The organism is Anaerostipes caccae L1-92 (assembly GCF_014467075.1).
Taxonomy (GTDB): Bacteria; Bacillota; Clostridia; order Lachnospirales; family Lachnospiraceae; genus Anaerostipes; species Anaerostipes caccae.
Window position 1 is genome coordinate 2,591,433 of record NZ_AP023027.1, and the last position, 17,616, is coordinate 2,609,048.

Genomic DNA, 17,616 nt, shown 5'->3' on the forward strand with positions numbered 1-17,616 from the left:
TACAAGAGGAATATCTTTAGATCACCGCTTAAGAGATTTTACTTTAGAAAATTTACTGTAAATTTTCTTTTTCTTTACAGTCTGATACGATCTGACTTTAAAATAGTACCTTTTTTTCTTTTTTAACTTGCCTTTTGTGTAAGATGCTTTTTTTGCAGATACAGTTGCTATCCTTTTAAAACCGGAAGACTTTTTCCTGGACATGTAAATCTGATATTTAGACACGCCGGAAATTTTTGACCAGCTTATTTTAATCCCCTTTGATCCGCTCTTCTTCAGCTTCTTTATTTTATTCGTCTTTGGGATCACCGTAATTTTGCAGGAAGCCTTTTTTCCGTTTCCTGTTCTTCCGGTGATAACCGCTGTCCCTACCTTTTTCGCCGTCACTTTGCCTGACGAACTGACCGATGCCACAGACGAACTGGAGCTGGACCACTGAACTGAAGGATATGAGTTCCTAGGTTCTATGTAACTTCTCAGTGTATAGGAGGAACCTTTCTTCAGCGACAGGGATTTTTTATTCAGTTTGATGTTTTTTGCCGGAATGCTGCTGATCAGAAAGTTTATATCCACATTTCCTCTGATGCCGCTGACTATGCCTCTGTCGGTGCACTGCCACATCTGATAGCTGCCTGTATAAGTGCATTTGCTTGCCCACTGGGCAACCCACTTGGAATATTTATTAAATGCAGAACTTGTCAATTTTTCTTTCCACCAGCTTGTATTAGCGTAAATACCTATGTTAGAATATCCGGCTGTCTTTAAAACAGCCTTAAATGCCTCTGCATTTTTACTATATTGATTCTTTGACAGATTACTGATCGAATTAGCTTCCAGATCCATGTATATAGGATAATTCGGTTTATGTCCGGTTAATAATTTTAAAGTAAATCTTGCTTCTGCCTGAGCTTGAGCCGTGTTTTTTGCCTGAGAAAAGATATATACTCCATATGGAATACCCAATCGTTCACACTCTTTTACATTATATTGCCACTGAGTATCTTCGTCATATGTGCTGTTTGCGCACCGGATAACAGCAAAATCAATCCCTGATGCTTTCACCATCTCCCAGTCAATCTTTCCCTGATGCTGACTGACATCTATCCCCTTTTTCACTGCGCCCGGAATCGGATTCCCCAGATCATTGACAAACATGCCGTTGACTTTATTCCAGGCATTTGAATATGGTTTTGAAGCTCTGCTGAAAGACTGTCCGGGATAGATCGGTGTACCGTTTTTGTAACGCCAGCTGTTCTCTGCTCCCTGTCCTTCCTTCTGTTTAGGTTCTGATTGGTTACCGTTTACGAGTACCGGCAGTGCAGCCGACATCAAACTGACAGTCAAAAGTACCGCGAAAACTTTCTTTGCCGCTCTTAAAAAACTTTTCTTCATCCCTGTCCCCTTTCGATAATCCTACATTTGTAGGACTATTATATCACAAGTTGTCCGCCTGTGGGTATAAATTTTCATTCTCCTGTGATATAATTAAAAAAAACAAACGACAAAGGATGGGGTTTATATGAATCGTTTAAGAGGGAACAAAAAAGGATTTACTTTAGTTGAATTAATCGTCGTGCTGGTTATTCTGGCGATCCTGATCGCTTTGCTGGTGCCGACTCTGACCGGGTACATAGACAGAGCCAACAAACGCTCGGCCCATGCGGATTTAAAGCTGATCGCAAACGCTGCTACTTCTGCCTATGCGGAGGTTTATGCTGACAACAACAGTAAAAATGGTGAAGTAATCTATTCTTCGGGAGCCGGCTGGAGCCATGAGCAGGGTACCACCATAGATACCGATTTTAAGGATTCCTTCATGCATTATTTGGGAAGTGACATTGACTTTAGTAAAGTCCAGTATTTATACATCAGCCCGGACCGCCTGACGATTATCTACAAATATAAATCTAAAAACTATACTTATCAGAGATACGATAACACCGTCACCATTAAATAAATCATTCTTTAGTTTCGATATTCAAAAGCAATAAAAAAGATCCTGTTCAGGATCTTTTTTATTGCTTTTTATTCCTATCTTTTTATTGATTTGATTGGACTGTAGCTGCTGTAATACTTGGTTTTTCCAACTGTTTTATAAGAACGTATTTTAAAATAGTAACGTTTGCCTCTCTTCAGTCCTTTTTTGGTAAAACTGAATGTTTTAGCTGATGCAGTTTTTACCCTTTTATATCCGGAAGATTTCTTTTTTGACATATAAATCTGATATTTTGTAGTACCGCTAACTTTTGACCAGGTAACCTTAATGCTTTTCCTTCCCGATTTTTTAAGCTTTTTAATTTTGTTCGTCCTGGGCCGTACCGTAACCTTGCAGACTGCCTTTTTCCCGTTGGATGTCTTCGCTGTGATCGTTGCTTTCCCCACGCCCTTTGCAGTGATCTTTCCCCTGGAAGAAACAGCTGCCACTTTTTTATTGGAACTGGTCCATGTCACCGTTTTGTTGGAAGCATTGGATGGCGCGATTGATTTTTTCAATGTATAGGAAGAACCGTTCTTAAGCTTCAGGCTTGTCTTATTCAGCTTTATTGACGAAACAGATATCGTCTGCAGTGCATTGACGTTCCATGAGCCTATTTTAAAATTCAGATCTACATTCGTACCGATTCCGCTGACCTTTCCAGAATCTGTACACTGCCACATATGATAAGTTCCGCTATAATTACAGTGGTAATTGTACTGTGCAACCCATCTTGGATACTCATTAAAGACAGTACTTGTAAGCTTCTCAGTAAACCAATACTTATTAGCATATACCCCTACATCCTTATATCCAGCATCCGATAATGTATTTATAAAAGTAACCGCGATCTGCCCGAGAATTTTGTTGGACAATCCTTCCTGAACATTATCTTCCATATCGTAATATATCGGATAACATAGCTTTTTCCCCTTTATGCATCGTATTACATATTCTGCTTCTTTTTTGGCATCTGTTATACTCGTTGCGTAAGAGTAAATATAAGCCCCGTAAGGCATTCCAATCCGTTCACATTCAGATGAATTATATGCCCAAGTAGGATCATCCCGATCCGTTGAATTCTTTCTGGATCCTATTTTTAAAATTGCATAATCCACTCCATCTGCCTTAACTTTTTCCCAATCAACTTTTTCATTCCATTTGCTTACATCAATGCCCCTTGCAGTTGCATTTGGAATAGGGTCACCCAGAGAATTTAGGAATACTCCATTTACTTTTGTCCAAGCATTAGCTACCGCTCTGGCTCCTCTGGCCGTCATAGATGGACCTATCGGCTCCTGCTGTTTTACCGGTTTTCCATCTTTAAACCGCCAACTGTTGGCCGGATCATGTTCTTCCGCACTTTTTTCTTCCGCAAAAACAGAAGCATGGTTGATGTAAGAAATTCCAGCAGCCAATACGATTGCTGAAATAAATACTGCAAGTTTATTCTTTACCCCTTTTACTCTCACTTGTCTCCTCCTTTTTCTATGTCAGTAGTATAACATCATTCCGCTCATTTTCAAAACCCAATCACACAGAAAATTTTTCCATGAGTCTTCATGTAAAACAAAGTTTTCCTTACGCATCTGTGGACAGCCCTCGGAGATTTTGTATTTCATAGAGAAGGTCGTAGAACTTTTCTATGAAATGAAAAAGCCGCATCAGGACTTCTCCCATGCGGCATTCTCTTTTTCACTGATCAGACACACCCCATCCGGGACATCTCTCTCTTTAATCTTTTAATAATCTTCTTTTCCAATCTGGATATGTACGACTGGGAGATTCCCATTAAATCGGCAACCTCTTTCTGTGTTTTCTCCTCCCCATCCTTCTGGTTGATGCCGAATCTCAGCTCAATGATCTTTCTCTCCCGGTCAGAGAGGATCTTCATGGCATTCAGCAAAAGCTTCCTGTCCACCTCATGCTCCAGGTCCCTGTAAATAATGTCTTCGTCTGTTCCGAGTATATCCGAGAGCAGAAGTTCATTTCCGTCCCAATCCACATTCAGCGGTTCATCGATGGACACTTCCATCTTCGTCTTGTTATTTCTTCTCAAATACATCAGAATTTCATTCTCAATGCATCTGGAAGCGTAGGTAGCAAGTTTGATCTTTTTGGCCGGATTAAATGTATTGATGGCTTTGATCAGTCCAATCGTCCCAATGGATATTAAATCTTCAACACCGATCCCTGTATTGTCAAATTTCTTTGCTATGTAGACTACAAGCCGCAGATTCCGCTCAATTAATTTTGCCCTGGCTTCCGGCTCCTCCGCTGTCCCGAGCTTATGTATCATCTTCTCCTCTTCCTTTGCTTCCAGAGGAGCCGGCAGAATTTCTGCACCCCCTATGTAGTGGATTTCTTTTCCTTTCGCTAAAAAAGTCCTCTTTTGGCATGTCACATTAAGTTTCAGCACTGTACAACCTCCCATTACTTTATCTGACCAGATCCGGATGGAGCAGTAACTGATAGTGGCCGTCCCGGGAAAGCGGGTGCTCTGACAGTCCTATCAATCCTCTTTCTGCCATCCATGTCTGGCTGCTATTCTTGATTCTGATATTAGCTACAAGAATCCCCATCATCAGGCCGTTTTCCCTGCCAACCGTCCTGTATGGAATCATTCTTATATCTTTTAGCTTATGTTTTTCTATTAAAATGGTTAATGATTCATCTAAATATGGATTCAGTGCCTGTTCCTCCATGACGGAAACCGGGATCTTTTCTATAGGTTCGTATAAAAAATTCCCCGTATCCAAATAGGCAGTGACTCTGACCGTCCTGCCAAGGAGTTCAAATGATACCTGGTATAAGGAATCTTTCTGGCTCCTGATATTTTCCCAGACTGCACAATACAAAAAAGCCAAGAGGAGAAACGCCGCAAAACAGCCGAAAATCCAGATATGGATAGATAAACGGTATTTCACGAAGCTCCACAGTCCGCCCAGCAAGGCTGAGAGTGCAAATAAATATCCGGAACATATCAGACTTTTTCTCAGAGAGAGCGGAAATGCAAGCCAGGAGGTCGCTCCGATGCTTGCCGCGAGAAATCCAAGCTGGACTGCCTGATTTCCTTCCGCCGCCCATGCCGTCAGACACCCGAGTCCGCTTCCGGCCGCTGATGCCAGCAGGATACGCCAGACAGAACTCTGTGATTTCAGCGAACTTCTTAAAATAAGCAGCAGCCCCAGGAGGACCAGCCACTGTTCCAAAAACATCATCAAAAAAAACATAAGCTTATTATAAAAAAAGAGGTGCACGTACTTTGTCAAAAAAGAGAAGTGGCAGATACGTTAATTCTACAAAAAAACCCGTATCCTGCCTTACGGCAAGATACGGGCTTGTCCCACGTTTATTTTATTTTCTTCTGCTCTTTAATAAAAACTCCGGAATCACGATCTTTGAATCATGATCCTCTACACTGGCAGTCTCCTGTTCTTTGCTCCCATATGTAGATTCTGCTGTTTCAGCAGGCTCACTTTTCGGCTGACTGCTGTAGATAGGCTGTCCGGAAAAAACGGGAGGAGGAGTAATGCTTTTCTTCTTAAATCCTGCTCCTCTGGCTCCTGCCTCAGACTGGATCCCCGTGGCAACGATAGTTGCGCTGATCTGGTCACCCATATCAGAGTTGACAGTGCCGAAGATAACGTTGACTTCTTGTCCAGCCGTATCCTTCAAGTACTCTACTGCCTGCTGTGCCTCCAGCATACCCACATCACCTGAGAAATTGACGATGATATCGGTCGCTCCGGAAACTGTAGTTTCCAGAAGCGGGCTTTCCATGGCTGCCTTGATTGCTTCCAATTCCTCATCCGCAACACCCATACCGATGTGTGCAATACCCTTATCGCGCATAACCGTCTGGATGTCTGCAAAGTCAACATTGATAAGACCAGGATTGTAGATCATATCGGTAATTCCCTGAACACCCTGCTGAAGCACTTCATCAGCTTTTTTGAGTGCGTCCGGAATGGTTGTTTTCTTCTCGCAGATCTGAAGCAGCTTGTCATTCGGAATCACGATCATCGTGTCCACCTGATCCTGAAGACGCGCCACTCCCGCGACAGCATTGTTCATTCTTGGCTTTCCTTCAAAAGTAAAAGGCTTTGTGACAACACCGACGGTCAAAATACCAAGAGACTTTGAAATCTCGGCAATCACCGGTGCTGCTCCGGTACCTGTTCCGCCTCCCATACCGCAGGTGACAAAGACCATATCGGCACCCTGTACCAGCTGTGTGATCTCATCCCGGTTTTCTTCCACCGCTGCCTCTCCGATCTCAGGTTTCGCACCGGCACCGAGACCTTTGGTCAGCTTTTCTCCTATCTGGATCTTCGTAGAGCACTTGCATAAAGACAGGGCCTGCCTGTCCGTGTTAATTCCTACAAGTTCCACTCCCTGTATATTTTCGTCAACCATGCGGTTCACTGCATTGTTGCCGGCTCCCCCGACTCCAATGACTAAAATTCTGGCTTGTGTGCTTTCTACATTCGGCATAATCTCGACCACGATGCTCCTCCTTCAATCTCTATCTCAAATTTTCTTATACTCATCCACATTATCATTTCATGTTATCTTCTTACATGATACAGTTTTTCAGTTAAACTTTCAACTACTTTTTCTTCTTGAAAATCGCTACCGGATTGTCCTTTGTAAAATATTTCATCGAGATGGTACCCTTCTTGCCTTTCATCTTAGGAAGGATACCTGTAAGCTCTGTAAGCTTCAAGTCCAGCTCCCGGCTGTTCCACAGATTAATCGTTAAATCTCCGCTGATCAGAAGGGCTTTCCCTTCTGCATTAAAATGGATCTGGCTTACCGGAAGATCATACTTGTCGATGGCCATGGTAATTTTTAGTATCTGCTCAAATACGGCAGTCTTCTTCTCCGGTATTTTTTCACCGAGAGCAATTTTTTTATAATTCAGCCCTGTGACCAGCGGCACATCATCATAGTGTTTCTCATAAATTTCCAGCGCATAGCCTTCCTTATCGAAATAAACATATTTCCCGTTATAGTTCAGACACCCTGCCCGTTTTTTCTCATTGACCTGCACCGTCACCTGATCCGTCCCCTTAAGAGTTATCGTTACAGAGTCTACGAACGGAAGCGTCTTTACAGGCGCAATCTTATTTCTCAGAAACAGGATCAGCCCGTTGCCCGTGTATGTATTGTCCTTCAGTGCGGCCGCTATCTCACCCTCTGTGTAATGGCTGTTCCCTTTTATGACAATCTTTTTCGTCTGGAATACTGCAAATAAAATAATACAGAGAAGAAACAGCAGGCCGGCAATGCAGCCGATAATTTTTTTCTTATTCCCAGGGCCCTTCTGCTGTTTTTTTGCCTGATTGATTGTAATTATTTTTTCATTTTTATCCATAATCAGTTCCTCTACATGCGTATTTTCCTGGATACCGATAAAACCAGCCCCATCTCCGCCATAACGACCAGGATTGAAGTTCCGCCGTAACTTATAAACGGCAGAGGGATACCGGTCGGAGGGATCGTATTTGTTACAACCGCTATGTTTATAAATACCTGCACTCCGATATGAATCATAAATCCGATCACGATCAGGGACCCGAACAGATCATCCGAATTCATAGCGATCAAAAGCATTCTCCATATTAAAAGCATAAACAGAAGGATCAGACAGACAGCTCCGAATAAGCCCAGCTCCTCACAAATGATCGAGAAGATCATATCATTGTGGGATTCCGGTATGAACCCCATCTTCTGCATGCTCTGGCCAAGGCCCTTCCCAAACAGGCCTCCGGAACCGATGGCATACAGTGCCTGCATGGTCTGAAGTCCTTTCGGGTGAGTCTCCGGATTTTTCCATATCGCCACACGTTCGTTCCGGTAACTGTTGGAAAACGTCAGATAAAGCACTAATCCTGCGACACCTGAAAGGGCAATTCCCAGAAGCTCTTTGGTTTTCGGACTTACCACAAAAATCATGACCCCGACCATTGCCGTCAAAACGATCGCCGTACTTAAGTTCTGATAGGCAACCAGTCCGATGATCGGCAGACATCGGATGATAACTTTTACAGCAGCAGCCATCGTACGCATCCGATGGGCATTCTGTGATAATATGTATGCCAGATAGATCACAAGGAAAATTTTTGCGACTTCGGAAGGCTGGAACTGGAATCCTCCGATGGAGATCCAGCGCACAGCTCCTTTTTTAGCGGCACCGATAAATAATACGATGATCAGCAGTGCCACGCTGAGGCCATAGCAGCCATAGGCAATGATCTTTGCATTGAGAATCCTGTAGTCAAACCATGTGAGTGCTGCCATAAAGACCGCTCCCACTCCAACTGCAAAACACTGCCTGATGAGCCAGTGATACGGATTCCCAAAGTTCAGTGTACTCTTATATGAACTTGTACTAAAGATCATAACCAGGCCGAATCCCACGAGAAACATCACGATAAAAAGCATCGGATAATCGAGATAACGCCGCTTTGGCATGTATTTTTCACTGACTCTGCTTTTTTTCAAATCTTAGCGCTCCTTTAATTTGTTTACATACTCCTTGAAGCGGTCGCCCCGTACCTCATAGTTCGGGAACATCCCCCAGCTTGCGCAGGCCGGAGATAAAAGAACTGCATCGCCGGAAACTGCATGCTTTGATGCATACTCCACTGCTTCTTCCAGAGTATCTACATATACAATTCGGGAAAAACCGTGGGCTTCGGCTGTTTTACCGATCTTCTCCGCCGTCGCGCCCAAAAGGATCAGTTCCTTCACTTTGCCGTCAAAGGCCTCGATCCAGTCATCATATTCTGCCTTCTTATCGTACCCTCCCCCGATCAGGAACGTGGGACGGTTCATGGCCTTGATCCCTTTGATGGCCGCGTCGGTGTTGGTTCCCTTAGAATCATTGTAGTATGCAACATCTTTAATGGTATCTACATATTCTATGCGGTGTTCCACTCCTTTAAAACCAGAAACTCCCTTTCTGATCTGCTCTGCCGGAACCCCCATATAGTGGGATACCGCGATCGCCGCCAAAATATTTTCATAATTATGCCCGCCCAGAAGGTTGATATCGGCTTCTGTACATATGGTCTGTACTGTTTTGTTTTCTGCAAGCATGAAAGATCCGTCTTTAAAATAGACTCCTTCTTCCAGTTCATGATCCAGGCTGAAAAATACGACCCTGGCGTTTGCCCTCTCAGCCATATTTCTGGTCACTGGGTCTTCATAGTTCAGAACCATAACCTGATCTCCGGTCTGGTTTTTTCCAATGGATTCCTTTGTCCTTGCATAGACTTCTACTGTCCCATGCCGGTCCAGATGGTCCGGTGTAATATTTAAAACCGCTGAAACCTGAGGACGGAAGTCCTGTATCGTTTCCAGCTGAAAACTGCTGATCTCGGCCACAATTACGCTTTCGTCTTTTGTATCCAAAGCAACGCTCGTATACGGTGTTCCGATATTTCCAACCACATACACGTCGCTGTAAAAACACTTCATGATCTCTCCCACCAGCGCTGTGGTCGTTGTCTTTCCATTCGTGCCTGTGATAGCCGCAATCTGTCCCCTGGATACCTGATACGCGAGTTCAATCTCACTCCAGACAGGCCTGCCGGAATCCATAAACTGCTTTGATACCGGAGCATTGACAGAAATTCCCGGGCTAAGTACTAAGAGATCAAACTCCTCCTCTGCTCCCGGTGTGAGTTCTCCAAGAATCAGCGGAATCTCTTTTTTTCCCTCCAGTTTGTCATAAATATCCTGTGCCTTCAAGTGTTCATTTCCGTCATACAGACTGACAGATGCCCCGGAACGGATCAGGAGACTGGCAGATCCTATTCCGCTTTTCCCCGCTCCCGCAACTAAAACCTTCTTATCTTTTAATGTCATTTCCTGCTCCTTATCTAAATGGCGATCAGGCCGATCAGGCATAAGATTGCTGTGACGATGGCAAATATGGCAACAACTTTTGTCTCCGGCCAGCCGGACAGCTCAAAATGATGATGGATCGGCGCCATCTTAAAAACTCTTTTCCCTGTTTTCTTAAAATAAACGACCTGTATCATAACCGACAATACCTCGATCATGTAGATAAAAGCCACAAGCGGTACAAACAGAGGGAGCCTCAGCATAACCGCTGTGGCAGCCACGAACCCGCCCAGTGCAAGGGACCCTGTGTCCCCCATGAATACTCTCGCAGGGTAAACATTAAACACGAGAAATCCGAGCAAAGCCCCCACCGTGGCACAAGTGATGGGCCATAATCCCGGATCATTTCCGGAGATACCCGCTCCGATGGCTACAACCGTAAAAAAGGTAGCGATCAAAACAGTGACACTGGATGCAAGACCGTCGAGTCCGTCCGTAAAGTTGGCCCCATTGACAGTTCCCAGCAGGATAATAAAGATAGCGGGAACAAACAGTGCTCCCAGCTCCAGATATTTTCCGTGTGAAAAAGGGATCAGCATGGAGGTTCCAATATCCGTATGATTGATCAGATAGTATGCAAACACTCCGGTCACAATGATCTGTCCAAGCATCTTCTGCCAGGCCCTGAGTCCAAGATTTCTCTTCATCACGACTTTGATATAATCATCGATAAAACCGATGAAGCCGAATCCGAGGGTAACAAAGAGAACCGGTATAATGTTCGGATAATCTTTCACATAAAACAGAGAAGCCACAATGATGCCAAGCAGGATGATCAGTCCTCCCATCGTCGGGGTCCCTGACTTCTTCAGGTGGGACTCGGGTCCCTCGCCCCGGATGAACTGGCCGAATTTCAGCTTCTGTAAATATTTAATCATCATCGGGCTCAGCACCACGCTGACGAAAAATGCAATTAAAATAGGTTTTACGATACTATAATTCATGTTTTCACCTCATTTGTTTTTCTTATCTTTCCAGTATATCTTTATTTCTTTGTTTTATCAACCGTATAATCCTTGGAAATTCCAAGATAAGGAAGTGCAACTTTAAATACCTCCCGTACCACCGGCGCTGCGATGGTTCCTCCATAATAAGTGCCCTTCGGCTCGTCGATCATGACCAAAGCCATCACGGTTGGATGTTCTGCCTTTGAAAAACCTAAAAATGAGGAAATATATTTCCCTGTTCCGCGGGGCAGTTTTTCACTGGTCGCAGTCTTCCCTCCAATGGAATATCCTTCGATCTTACAGTTCCTTCCGGAACCTTCTGACACCACTGCCTCCAAAAGCTCCCTCATTGTCTCAGATGTTTCTTTTTTAATCACGTTTTTCTTTTTCGCAAATTCAAAAGTCTTCACTGTCTTTCCCGATGAATCCACTGCCTTCATGCCAAAATGAGGTGTCACCAGAGTTCCTCCGTTAACTGCGGCACTGGCAGCTCTCATCAGCTGCAGAGGAGTAATCTGGAAGGACTGCCCGAAAGACATCGTGGCAAGCTCCACTGCTCCCACATTCTTTTTGTTATGCATAATGGAATTTGCCTCACCCGGAATATCGATGCCGGTCTTTTCAAACAGGCCCATCTGGCGAAATATCGTATACATCCCGTCTACTCCTACCCTGGCTCCAACTTCCATAAAAACCGGGTTGCACGAATTCATAACACCCTCCTTAAAGGTCTCGGCGCCGTGCCCCGTGGTTTTATGGCAGCGGATCTTCCGGTCTTCCACGATCCGGAATCCCGGACAGCTGAAGTGATCCGTCACTTTCACTTTGCCAAGTTCCAGACCGGCGGTTGCAGTCACAATCTTAAAGACAGATCCCGGCTCATATGTATCATTGATACATGTGTTTCTCCACATTTGGTTCAGCAGTTCCTGTCTTTTCTTTCCTGTGGTGTTCTCTTTTTTCCCTTTCAGTTTAAACGGTTCATTTAAATTGTATTCAGGAGTGTTGACCATGGCATAAATCTCTCCGTTTTGAGGATTCATGATAATCATGGAAACCCGTTTTGCTCCCTTTTCTTTCCTTACCTTTTCACATGCCTGCCACACATAGTTCTGCAGGTTCACATCCAGTGTAGTATACAGGTCATTGCCGGCTACCGGTTCATCTCTCTCCTCGTAGGCACCGTCAATTTCTCTTCCGCCGCCGTCCGTCAGTGTCAGGATTCTTCCGGGTTTGCCCTGCAGATAAGAGTCATACGTCACCTCAAGCCCAACGATCCCCTGATTGTCTCCTCCTGTAAATCCCAGGACTTTTGAAGCCAGATCATTATAAGGATAAGTCCGTTTATAATCCTCATCCACTTTAACGCCGGCAAGTTCATATTTTCTGATACGGTCTGCTGCGTCTTTATCTACATTACTCTTAATCTTTTCCCTAACTGAATTTTTATAAACCTTTTTTTTGATTTCTGACTCATCTATCTGAAGTTCCTTTGAAAGGACCGATACGACTTTCTCTTTCTGCTTTGTCTGGGAATGAATCACAGAGATAGAGTAAACCGCTTTGTTGGATGCGATCTTCACCCCGTTTCTGTCATAAATATTTCCCCTGGGAGCCTTGATTTCCCGCTCTCTCTGGTGCAGGTCTTTGGCCAGCGCCAGATACTTATCTGCCTGCCCGATCATCAGATAGCCAAGCCTTCCCGCCATAAAGATCAGACAGAATGCAAAGATGCCGCCCATGAGAAGCATCCTTCGTTTATAACTTGTTTTCATAAAAAACTCCGGAATCCATACTGATAAAAATATATGAATCCAAGGAAACAAGTATGACATGTTTTACTTTTTCGTTTTCTGCACATTCATGTCCTTCAGTGATTCTTTTAATACATCTCTCGCCATTTCAACAGCCAGTCCGGTGTTGAGCTGTGAGTCTTTCTGGATTTCATCTATGACCACATATACAACAACTTTAGGATTTTCTACGGGAGCAAATCCGCAGAAGGAGACGATGTAAGTCCCTGCACTTCTCGGAATTTTCTGTGCGGTCCCTGTCTTTCCTCCGACGCTGTAGCCTTTGATCTGTGCTTTTTTCCCGGTTCCTTTTTCGACTGTCTCTTCCATATAAGTGCGCAGCTTCTTGGATGTATCAGCCGAGATCGTCTGTTTGACCAGTTCGGATTCCTTGTTGCTCACTACATTTCCTTTGTCATCCCTGGTCTGCTTCACCACATGAGGCTTATAGTAGCTGCCTCCGTTGACCAATGAACTGAAAGAAGATGCCATTTGTATCATAGAACAGTTAAAGGACTGTCCGAAGGAACTGGTAGCCAGATCAACATTCGTCATCTGGTCTGCGCCGTGCAGAAGGCCTGCGGTTTCTGCTTCGCCCGGAAGATCGATCCCCGTCTTTACTCCAAAGTTAAAATCTTTTTGATATTTTGCAAATACATCCTTACCTTCTTTAAAGGCAATATCCATCAGCGCCACATTGCATGAATATGCGATGCTGTCAGACAGACTCAGATTTCCATGTCCTTCTCTGTGAGAACAGTGAATCTTGTATTTCCCCACCTGTTTGTAACCGCTGCAGTAATAATGTTCATTTCCCTTGAGAATCCCGTCCTCCAGTCCTCCTGCCACCGTAAACGGTTTATAGGTAGATCCCGGCTCGAAACTGTTTGATACGATCGGATTCTTCCACAGTTCATTAAAGGCTTTTACCTTCTGTTTTTCTGTCATGGAATTGATCTGGCTCTGAGAATATTTCGAGAGCAGACCTTTTTCATCTCTGGGGTGTTCCAGGTCATATTTGTTGGAGTTGGCCATTCCCAGGACTTCCCCATTGTTCGGGTCCATGACCAGAATAGAGCTTCCCTTACTGCCGTATTTTTTTTCAAACTTTTCCAGGCGGTCTTCGGCTATTTTCTGGATATTGATGTCGATCGTAGACACAAGTGTTTTGCCGTTTTCCGGATCGACAATAGAGTCATCCTGTTCCAGTTCCTCATTCAGATACGTGTATTTTCTTCCGTCCACACCGGACAGTGTACTGTTATAATACTGCTCTATCCCCGTTGTTCCAATGCTTCCGTCAGATACGAACCCGAGAAGGTGGCTTGCCAGACTCTTATTGGGATATCTTCTCACATACTTTTCAGAAAAAGTGATCCCCACAACCTTTTTTCCGTTTTTCGATTTCAGAAAATCTTTCAGATCTGCTACTTCACTGTACTTCATGTCTTTTTTGTACACTGAGTAATAAGAGTCTTTGTTGTCTTTTATATAGGACAGCAGATCATCCCGGTCAAGGTCCATATATTTGGTCAGTGCATTCAAAGCATTTTTCTGAGTCTGCTCTGTACGCAGGATATTTTTCGGTTCCAGGACCAGACTGTATAACTTCTGGCTGGTAGCCAGCGTGTTTCCGTTTCTGTCGAGGATATCTCCCCTTTTGTACGGAAGGGTCTGGCTCTGATAATTCTGCTGGGCCAGAACTTTTTTTTCATATGTCTTATTTTTTGCCACACTGAAATAAACCAGCCGGCCCATAAGGCAAATAAAAAGAATTGCTATGAGAGCCGATACAGACAGAGTCCTGACTCTCATAGCATTGTTTATTCTTTTGATCTTCTTATATTTCTTTTTTTTCAATAAAACCGCTCCTTACTTTGAATCGGGTATTTTATTGTACTGTCTCACATAGTCAACATTCTTACTGTCATATGCAATTACCTTACTCTGCGCAGGTTTCTTCATTCCGTATTTCTTCATGGCCGTTTCCTGGATCGCAGGAAGATTAATGCTCTGTTCGATCTCCAGATTCAGATCCTCATTTTCGACCAGCAGTGTGCTGAGCTCCGATTTCTTGGCAGAGACTGCGGACCGCTGCTGCTCCAGTTTTGACTGCTCCGACAAATAGAAGAAGCTTACCAGTGCGATCACAGCCATACCTGCTGCCAGCGCTTTGATAAACGCAAAATCAAATTCCAGAGCTTTTGTTTGGTTTGCTTTTGTCTGAGGTGTTGTCTTTCTTTTGGTGCGTACTGCCGGTTTCCTTTTCGGCTGCCTGGATGGTTCATACTCGGGTTTTGCCGGTGCCGCTTCCATTTTCCGCGCAGTATTTCCGTAAATAAATTCATATCGCTCTTGTCTCGTCTTATTCACTTCGCTGTTCTCCCCCTCACTATTTTCTCTCAAACACTCTTAATTTTGAACTTTTTGCTCTTTTGTTCCTCATAAGTTCTTCTTCGGTCGGTATAATCGGCTTTCTTGTGATAACCTTACCCTTCGATTCATTTCCGCAGGTACAGATCGGGAAATTCGGCGGACAGGTACACGGATTTTCATTTTTTCTGAATGCCCGTTTCACAATTCTGTCTTCCAGAGAATGAAAGGTAATGATGCACAGTCTTCCTTCGGGGTTTAACAGCTCGATCATCTGGTCAAGACTTGTCTTTAACACTTCCAGCTCCCGGTTGCATTCAATCCGGATGGCCTGAAATGTCCTTTTTGCAGGATGTCCTCCCACAGCCCTCACCTTCATCGGTATTGCATGTTTGATCACCTCAATAAGCTGTCCTGTTGTCTCAATCGGTGCTTTCTCTCTCTCTGCTGCAATATGTTTGGCAATATTTTTAGCAAACTTGTCCTCTCCATAATCGCGGATAATATGAAACAACTCCTGTTCACTGTATCCATTGACTATGTCTCTTGCAGAAAAAGTCTGCCTTTGATCCATCCTCATATCCAGCGGTACGTCTTCGCGGTATGTGAATCCCCTGTCCTTCTCATCCAGCTGAAAAGAGGAAACGCCAAGATCCAGAAGAATTCCGTCCACACGGGATATCCCCAGATCCTTCAGCACTTTCGGCATATTCACATAGTTATCTCTTACAATCGTAACTTTATCCTGAAACGGAGCAAGCCGTTTTGTGCTTGCCCTGATCGCATCCTCGTCCTGGTCAATGCCAATATATCGTCCCTTTTCAGAGAGTCTGTTCAGGACATGAAAGGCATGTCCGCCTCCTCCAAGAGTCCCATCCACGTAGATACCGTCCGGTTTTATCTTTAGTTCCCTTATTGTTTCATCCAACAACACAGATGCATGTTCAAAATCCATTTGTCTTTCCTTCCATTCAGATATTCAAACCTAGTTCCTGCATACTCTGGGCAATATCGTCCATATCGTCATAAGCATTATTTTCAAGCCATTGTTCTTTGCTCCATACCTCAATACGGTCCAGCATGCCCGTAAGAACTACTTCTTTATCCATCTGTGCAAATTCACGCAGTGTGCCCGGCACCAGGATTCTGCCCTGCTTGTCCAATTCACAAGTGGATGCTCCGGCCAAAAAGAATCTGGAAAACTTCCGTGCATTCTTATCGATCAGCGGCAGGCTTCTTAATTTTTCTTCAAAAGCCTCCCATTCTTTCATAGGAAACACGAATAGGCATCCATCCAATCCCTTTGTAAGAACGAACTCACTGCCCAGTGCTTCTCTGAACTTTGAGGGGATTATCAGTCTGCCTTTCGCATCGATTGTGTGATTGTATTCGCCCATGAACATGGTAATCACCTGCCGTTTCCCAAACCGGGTGCGCTCCACCTGATGATCAGTCGTGACACTTTGTGGTCTTTTCTACCCACTATCCACCACTTCTCACCACTACTGTCTCCATTCTAATGGATTGTCCACAAAAAATCAAGAAATAAAAAAACTGTCCACAGAATTTTTTCTGTGAACAGTTTTTTTCTACACTTTTAATGTTTCCGTTTTTTCCACTGATAGAGAAGGACAAGCAGTGCCCCGGCAGCAAAAAGTGCCGCAACTACCTGAGATACGGCGATTTGTGTTCCCGGGATCAGCAGCTGGTCTGTCCGAAGGCCCTCGATCCAGAATCGTCCGACTCCATATCCGATGGCATAAATTGCCAGCATCTGGCCGTCAAATTTTTTGTGTCTGAACATGATAACAATGAGAATCAGCAGTGCAAGGTTCCACAGCCCTTCATATAAAAACGTAGGGTGTACCTGAATATAAGTATTCATATGGCTTCCGCTTCCCACAAACACAGCCTGGTCATACAGCCCGGCATCCACAATCTCTGAAAGTCTTCCGTGCTTTACGAAATAGTCTGTGGGGATCTGCATAGCCAAAGGCCCGTTGGTAAAGCCTCCGAATGCTTCCCTGTTGAAAAAGTTCCCCCATCGGCCCAGGATCTGGCCGATCAGCAGCCCCGGCACCGCAATATCCGCCAGTTTGAAAAATTCTATTTTCTTCACTCTGCAGAAGATGACCATCACAATGACCGAAGCAATAATCCCTCCATAAATGGCAAGGCCTCCGCTCCTGGTATTCAGTATCTCCGTCAGATGATCTTTGTAGTAATCCCAGGAAAAAATAACATAGTAAAGTCTCGCCCCAATGATAGCAGGAATCATCACCGCGATGATGAAATCAAAGACCAGATCCGGATTGACTCCGTTTTTCTTAGCCATTCTGGCCGCCGCAAGCATCCCCAGAAGAAATCCCAGTGCAATGACTATACCGTAATATTTGATCTCAAATCCTCCGATGCTGATGCCCTCTCCCACATGTTTGAACACAATGCCCAAAAATGGAAACCGGATTTCATTTTCCATAATCGCATTACTCCTTTCCGTCGTTTCATCTTATCCCATTTTTCTTTTCTTTTCAAGGTTCTTATGGTAGACTTGTTGTATCAATGTCCTTGGATCACAGGACTATATTTATGCAAAGACATGAAGAAAGGA

General features: G+C 44.2%; 16 protein-coding genes. 1 reads left to right on the forward strand and 15 read right to left on the reverse strand.

Going from position 1 to position 17,616, the window contains the following annotated elements:
• Nucleotides 1-21 precede the first annotated feature (21 nt).
• Nucleotides 22-1,392, reverse strand: a complete 1,371-nt coding sequence (locus tag ANCC_RS12665) for a GH25 family lysozyme (RefSeq protein ID WP_006568057.1) — start codon at nt 1,390-1,392, stop codon at nt 22-24.
• 127 nt (nt 1,393-1,519) lie between these two features.
• On the opposite strand from ANCC_RS12665, the gene ANCC_RS12670 reads away from it, so the two are divergent.
• Nucleotides 1,520-1,957, forward strand: coding sequence for a type II secretion system protein (locus ANCC_RS12670; RefSeq protein ID WP_006568056.1), 438 nt, complete (start codon nt 1,520-1,522; stop codon nt 1,955-1,957).
• Nucleotides 1,958-2,031: 74 nt separating this feature from the next.
• Here ANCC_RS12670 and ANCC_RS12675 read toward each other — a convergent pair whose 3' ends face one another.
• The 14 genes from ANCC_RS12675 to lgt form a co-directional block, all read right to left on the reverse strand.
• A complete protein-coding gene (locus ANCC_RS12675) occupies nt 2,032-3,447 on the reverse strand; it encodes a GH25 family lysozyme (RefSeq protein WP_006565512.1) in 1,416 nt (471 codons plus the stop codon).
• 230 nt (nt 3,448-3,677) lie between these two features.
• Complete coding sequence (gene sigE, locus ANCC_RS12680) at nt 3,678-4,409, reverse strand: RNA polymerase sporulation sigma factor SigE (protein WP_006565514.1); 732 nt, start codon at nt 4,407-4,409, stop codon at nt 3,678-3,680.
• 4 nt (nt 4,410-4,413) lie between these two features.
• Nucleotides 4,414-5,193: a sigma-E processing peptidase SpoIIGA gene (locus tag ANCC_RS12685; protein ID WP_225103781.1), complete on the reverse strand. Its 780-nt coding sequence runs from the start codon at nt 5,191-5,193 to the stop codon at nt 4,414-4,416.
• 139 nt (nt 5,194-5,332) lie between these two features.
• Nucleotides 5,333-6,484, reverse strand: a complete 1,152-nt coding sequence (gene ftsZ / locus ANCC_RS12690; protein WP_009290260.1) for a cell division protein FtsZ — start codon at nt 6,482-6,484, stop codon at nt 5,333-5,335.
• A 103-nt stretch (nt 6,485-6,587) separates the two neighbouring features.
• The gene (locus tag ANCC_RS12695; RefSeq protein ID WP_156340274.1) at nt 6,588-7,355 is read right to left on the reverse strand and encodes a cell division protein FtsQ/DivIB; all 768 of its coding nucleotides are present in this window, start codon (nt 7,353-7,355) and stop codon (nt 6,588-6,590) included.
• An 11-nt stretch (nt 7,356-7,366) separates the two neighbouring features.
• The gene (locus ANCC_RS12700) at nt 7,367-8,485 is read right to left on the reverse strand and encodes an FtsW/RodA/SpoVE family cell cycle protein (protein WP_009290258.1); all 1,119 of its coding nucleotides are present in this window, start codon (nt 8,483-8,485) and stop codon (nt 7,367-7,369) included.
• 3 nt (nt 8,486-8,488) lie between these two features.
• Nucleotides 8,489-9,853, reverse strand: coding sequence for a UDP-N-acetylmuramoyl-L-alanine--D-glutamate ligase (gene murD, locus ANCC_RS12705; RefSeq protein ID WP_039946096.1), 1,365 nt, complete (start codon nt 9,851-9,853; stop codon nt 8,489-8,491).
• 14 nt (nt 9,854-9,867) lie between these two features.
• Nucleotides 9,868-10,836, reverse strand: coding sequence for a phospho-N-acetylmuramoyl-pentapeptide-transferase (gene mraY / locus ANCC_RS12710; protein ID WP_006565520.1), 969 nt, complete (start codon nt 10,834-10,836; stop codon nt 9,868-9,870).
• Between the two features lie 41 nt (nt 10,837-10,877).
• Nucleotides 10,878-12,614: a peptidoglycan D,D-transpeptidase FtsI family protein gene (locus ANCC_RS12715; protein WP_009290256.1), complete on the reverse strand. Its 1,737-nt coding sequence runs from the start codon at nt 12,612-12,614 to the stop codon at nt 10,878-10,880.
• A 63-nt stretch (nt 12,615-12,677) separates the two neighbouring features.
• Complete coding sequence (locus ANCC_RS12720; protein ID WP_006565522.1) at nt 12,678-14,492, reverse strand: peptidoglycan D,D-transpeptidase FtsI family protein; 1,815 nt, start codon at nt 14,490-14,492, stop codon at nt 12,678-12,680.
• Nucleotides 14,493-14,504: 12 nt separating this feature from the next.
• Nucleotides 14,505-15,005 carry a hypothetical protein gene (locus ANCC_RS12725; protein ID WP_022261306.1) on the reverse strand — a complete coding sequence of 167 codons (501 nt, stop codon included), beginning with the start codon at nt 15,003-15,005 and terminating at the stop codon, nt 14,505-14,507.
• Between the two features lie 19 nt (nt 15,006-15,024).
• Nucleotides 15,025-15,960 carry a 16S rRNA (cytosine(1402)-N(4))-methyltransferase RsmH gene (rsmH, locus tag ANCC_RS12730; RefSeq protein ID WP_006565524.1) on the reverse strand — a complete coding sequence of 312 codons (936 nt, stop codon included), beginning with the start codon at nt 15,958-15,960 and terminating at the stop codon, nt 15,025-15,027.
• A 16-nt stretch (nt 15,961-15,976) separates the two neighbouring features.
• A complete protein-coding gene (gene mraZ, locus ANCC_RS12735; protein WP_006565525.1) occupies nt 15,977-16,408 on the reverse strand; it encodes a division/cell wall cluster transcriptional repressor MraZ in 432 nt (143 codons plus the stop codon).
• Nucleotides 16,409-16,602: 194 nt separating this feature from the next.
• The gene (gene lgt / locus ANCC_RS12740; protein ID WP_006565526.1) at nt 16,603-17,484 is read right to left on the reverse strand and encodes a prolipoprotein diacylglyceryl transferase; all 882 of its coding nucleotides are present in this window, start codon (nt 17,482-17,484) and stop codon (nt 16,603-16,605) included.
• Between the last annotated feature and the right edge of the window lie 132 nt (nt 17,485-17,616).

Coding starts and splice junctions, on each gene's coding strand:
- ANCC_RS12670 (WP_006568056.1), top strand. CDS start 1,520: ATGAATCGTTTAAGAGGGAACAAAAAAGGATTTACTTTAGTTGAATTA.
- mraZ (WP_006565525.1), bottom strand. CDS start 16,408: ATGTTCATGGGCGAATACAATCACACAATCGATGCGAAAGGCAGACTG.
- ANCC_RS12685 (WP_225103781.1), bottom strand. CDS start 5,193: ATGTTTTTGGAACAGTGGCTGGTCCTCCTGGGGCTGCTGCTTATTTTA.
- lgt (WP_006565526.1), bottom strand. CDS start 17,484: ATGGAAAATGAAATCCGGTTTCCATTTTTGGGCATTGTGTTCAAACAT.
- murD (WP_039946096.1), bottom strand. CDS start 9,853: ATGACATTAAAAGATAAGAAGGTTTTAGTTGCGGGAGCGGGGAAAAGC.
- mraY (WP_006565520.1), bottom strand. CDS start 10,836: ATGAATTATAGTATCGTAAAACCTATTTTAATTGCATTTTTCGTCAGC.
- ANCC_RS12715 (WP_009290256.1), bottom strand. CDS start 12,614: ATGAAAACAAGTTATAAACGAAGGATGCTTCTCATGGGCGGCATCTTT.
- sigE (WP_006565514.1), bottom strand. CDS start 4,409: ATGGGAGGTTGTACAGTGCTGAAACTTAATGTGACATGCCAAAAGAGG.
- ANCC_RS12665 (WP_006568057.1), bottom strand. CDS start 1,392: ATGAAGAAAAGTTTTTTAAGAGCGGCAAAGAAAGTTTTCGCGGTACTT.
- ANCC_RS12695 (WP_156340274.1), bottom strand. CDS start 7,355: ATGGATAAAAATGAAAAAATAATTACAATCAATCAGGCAAAAAAACAG.
- rsmH (WP_006565524.1), bottom strand. CDS start 15,960: ATGGATTTTGAACATGCATCTGTGTTGTTGGATGAAACAATAAGGGAA.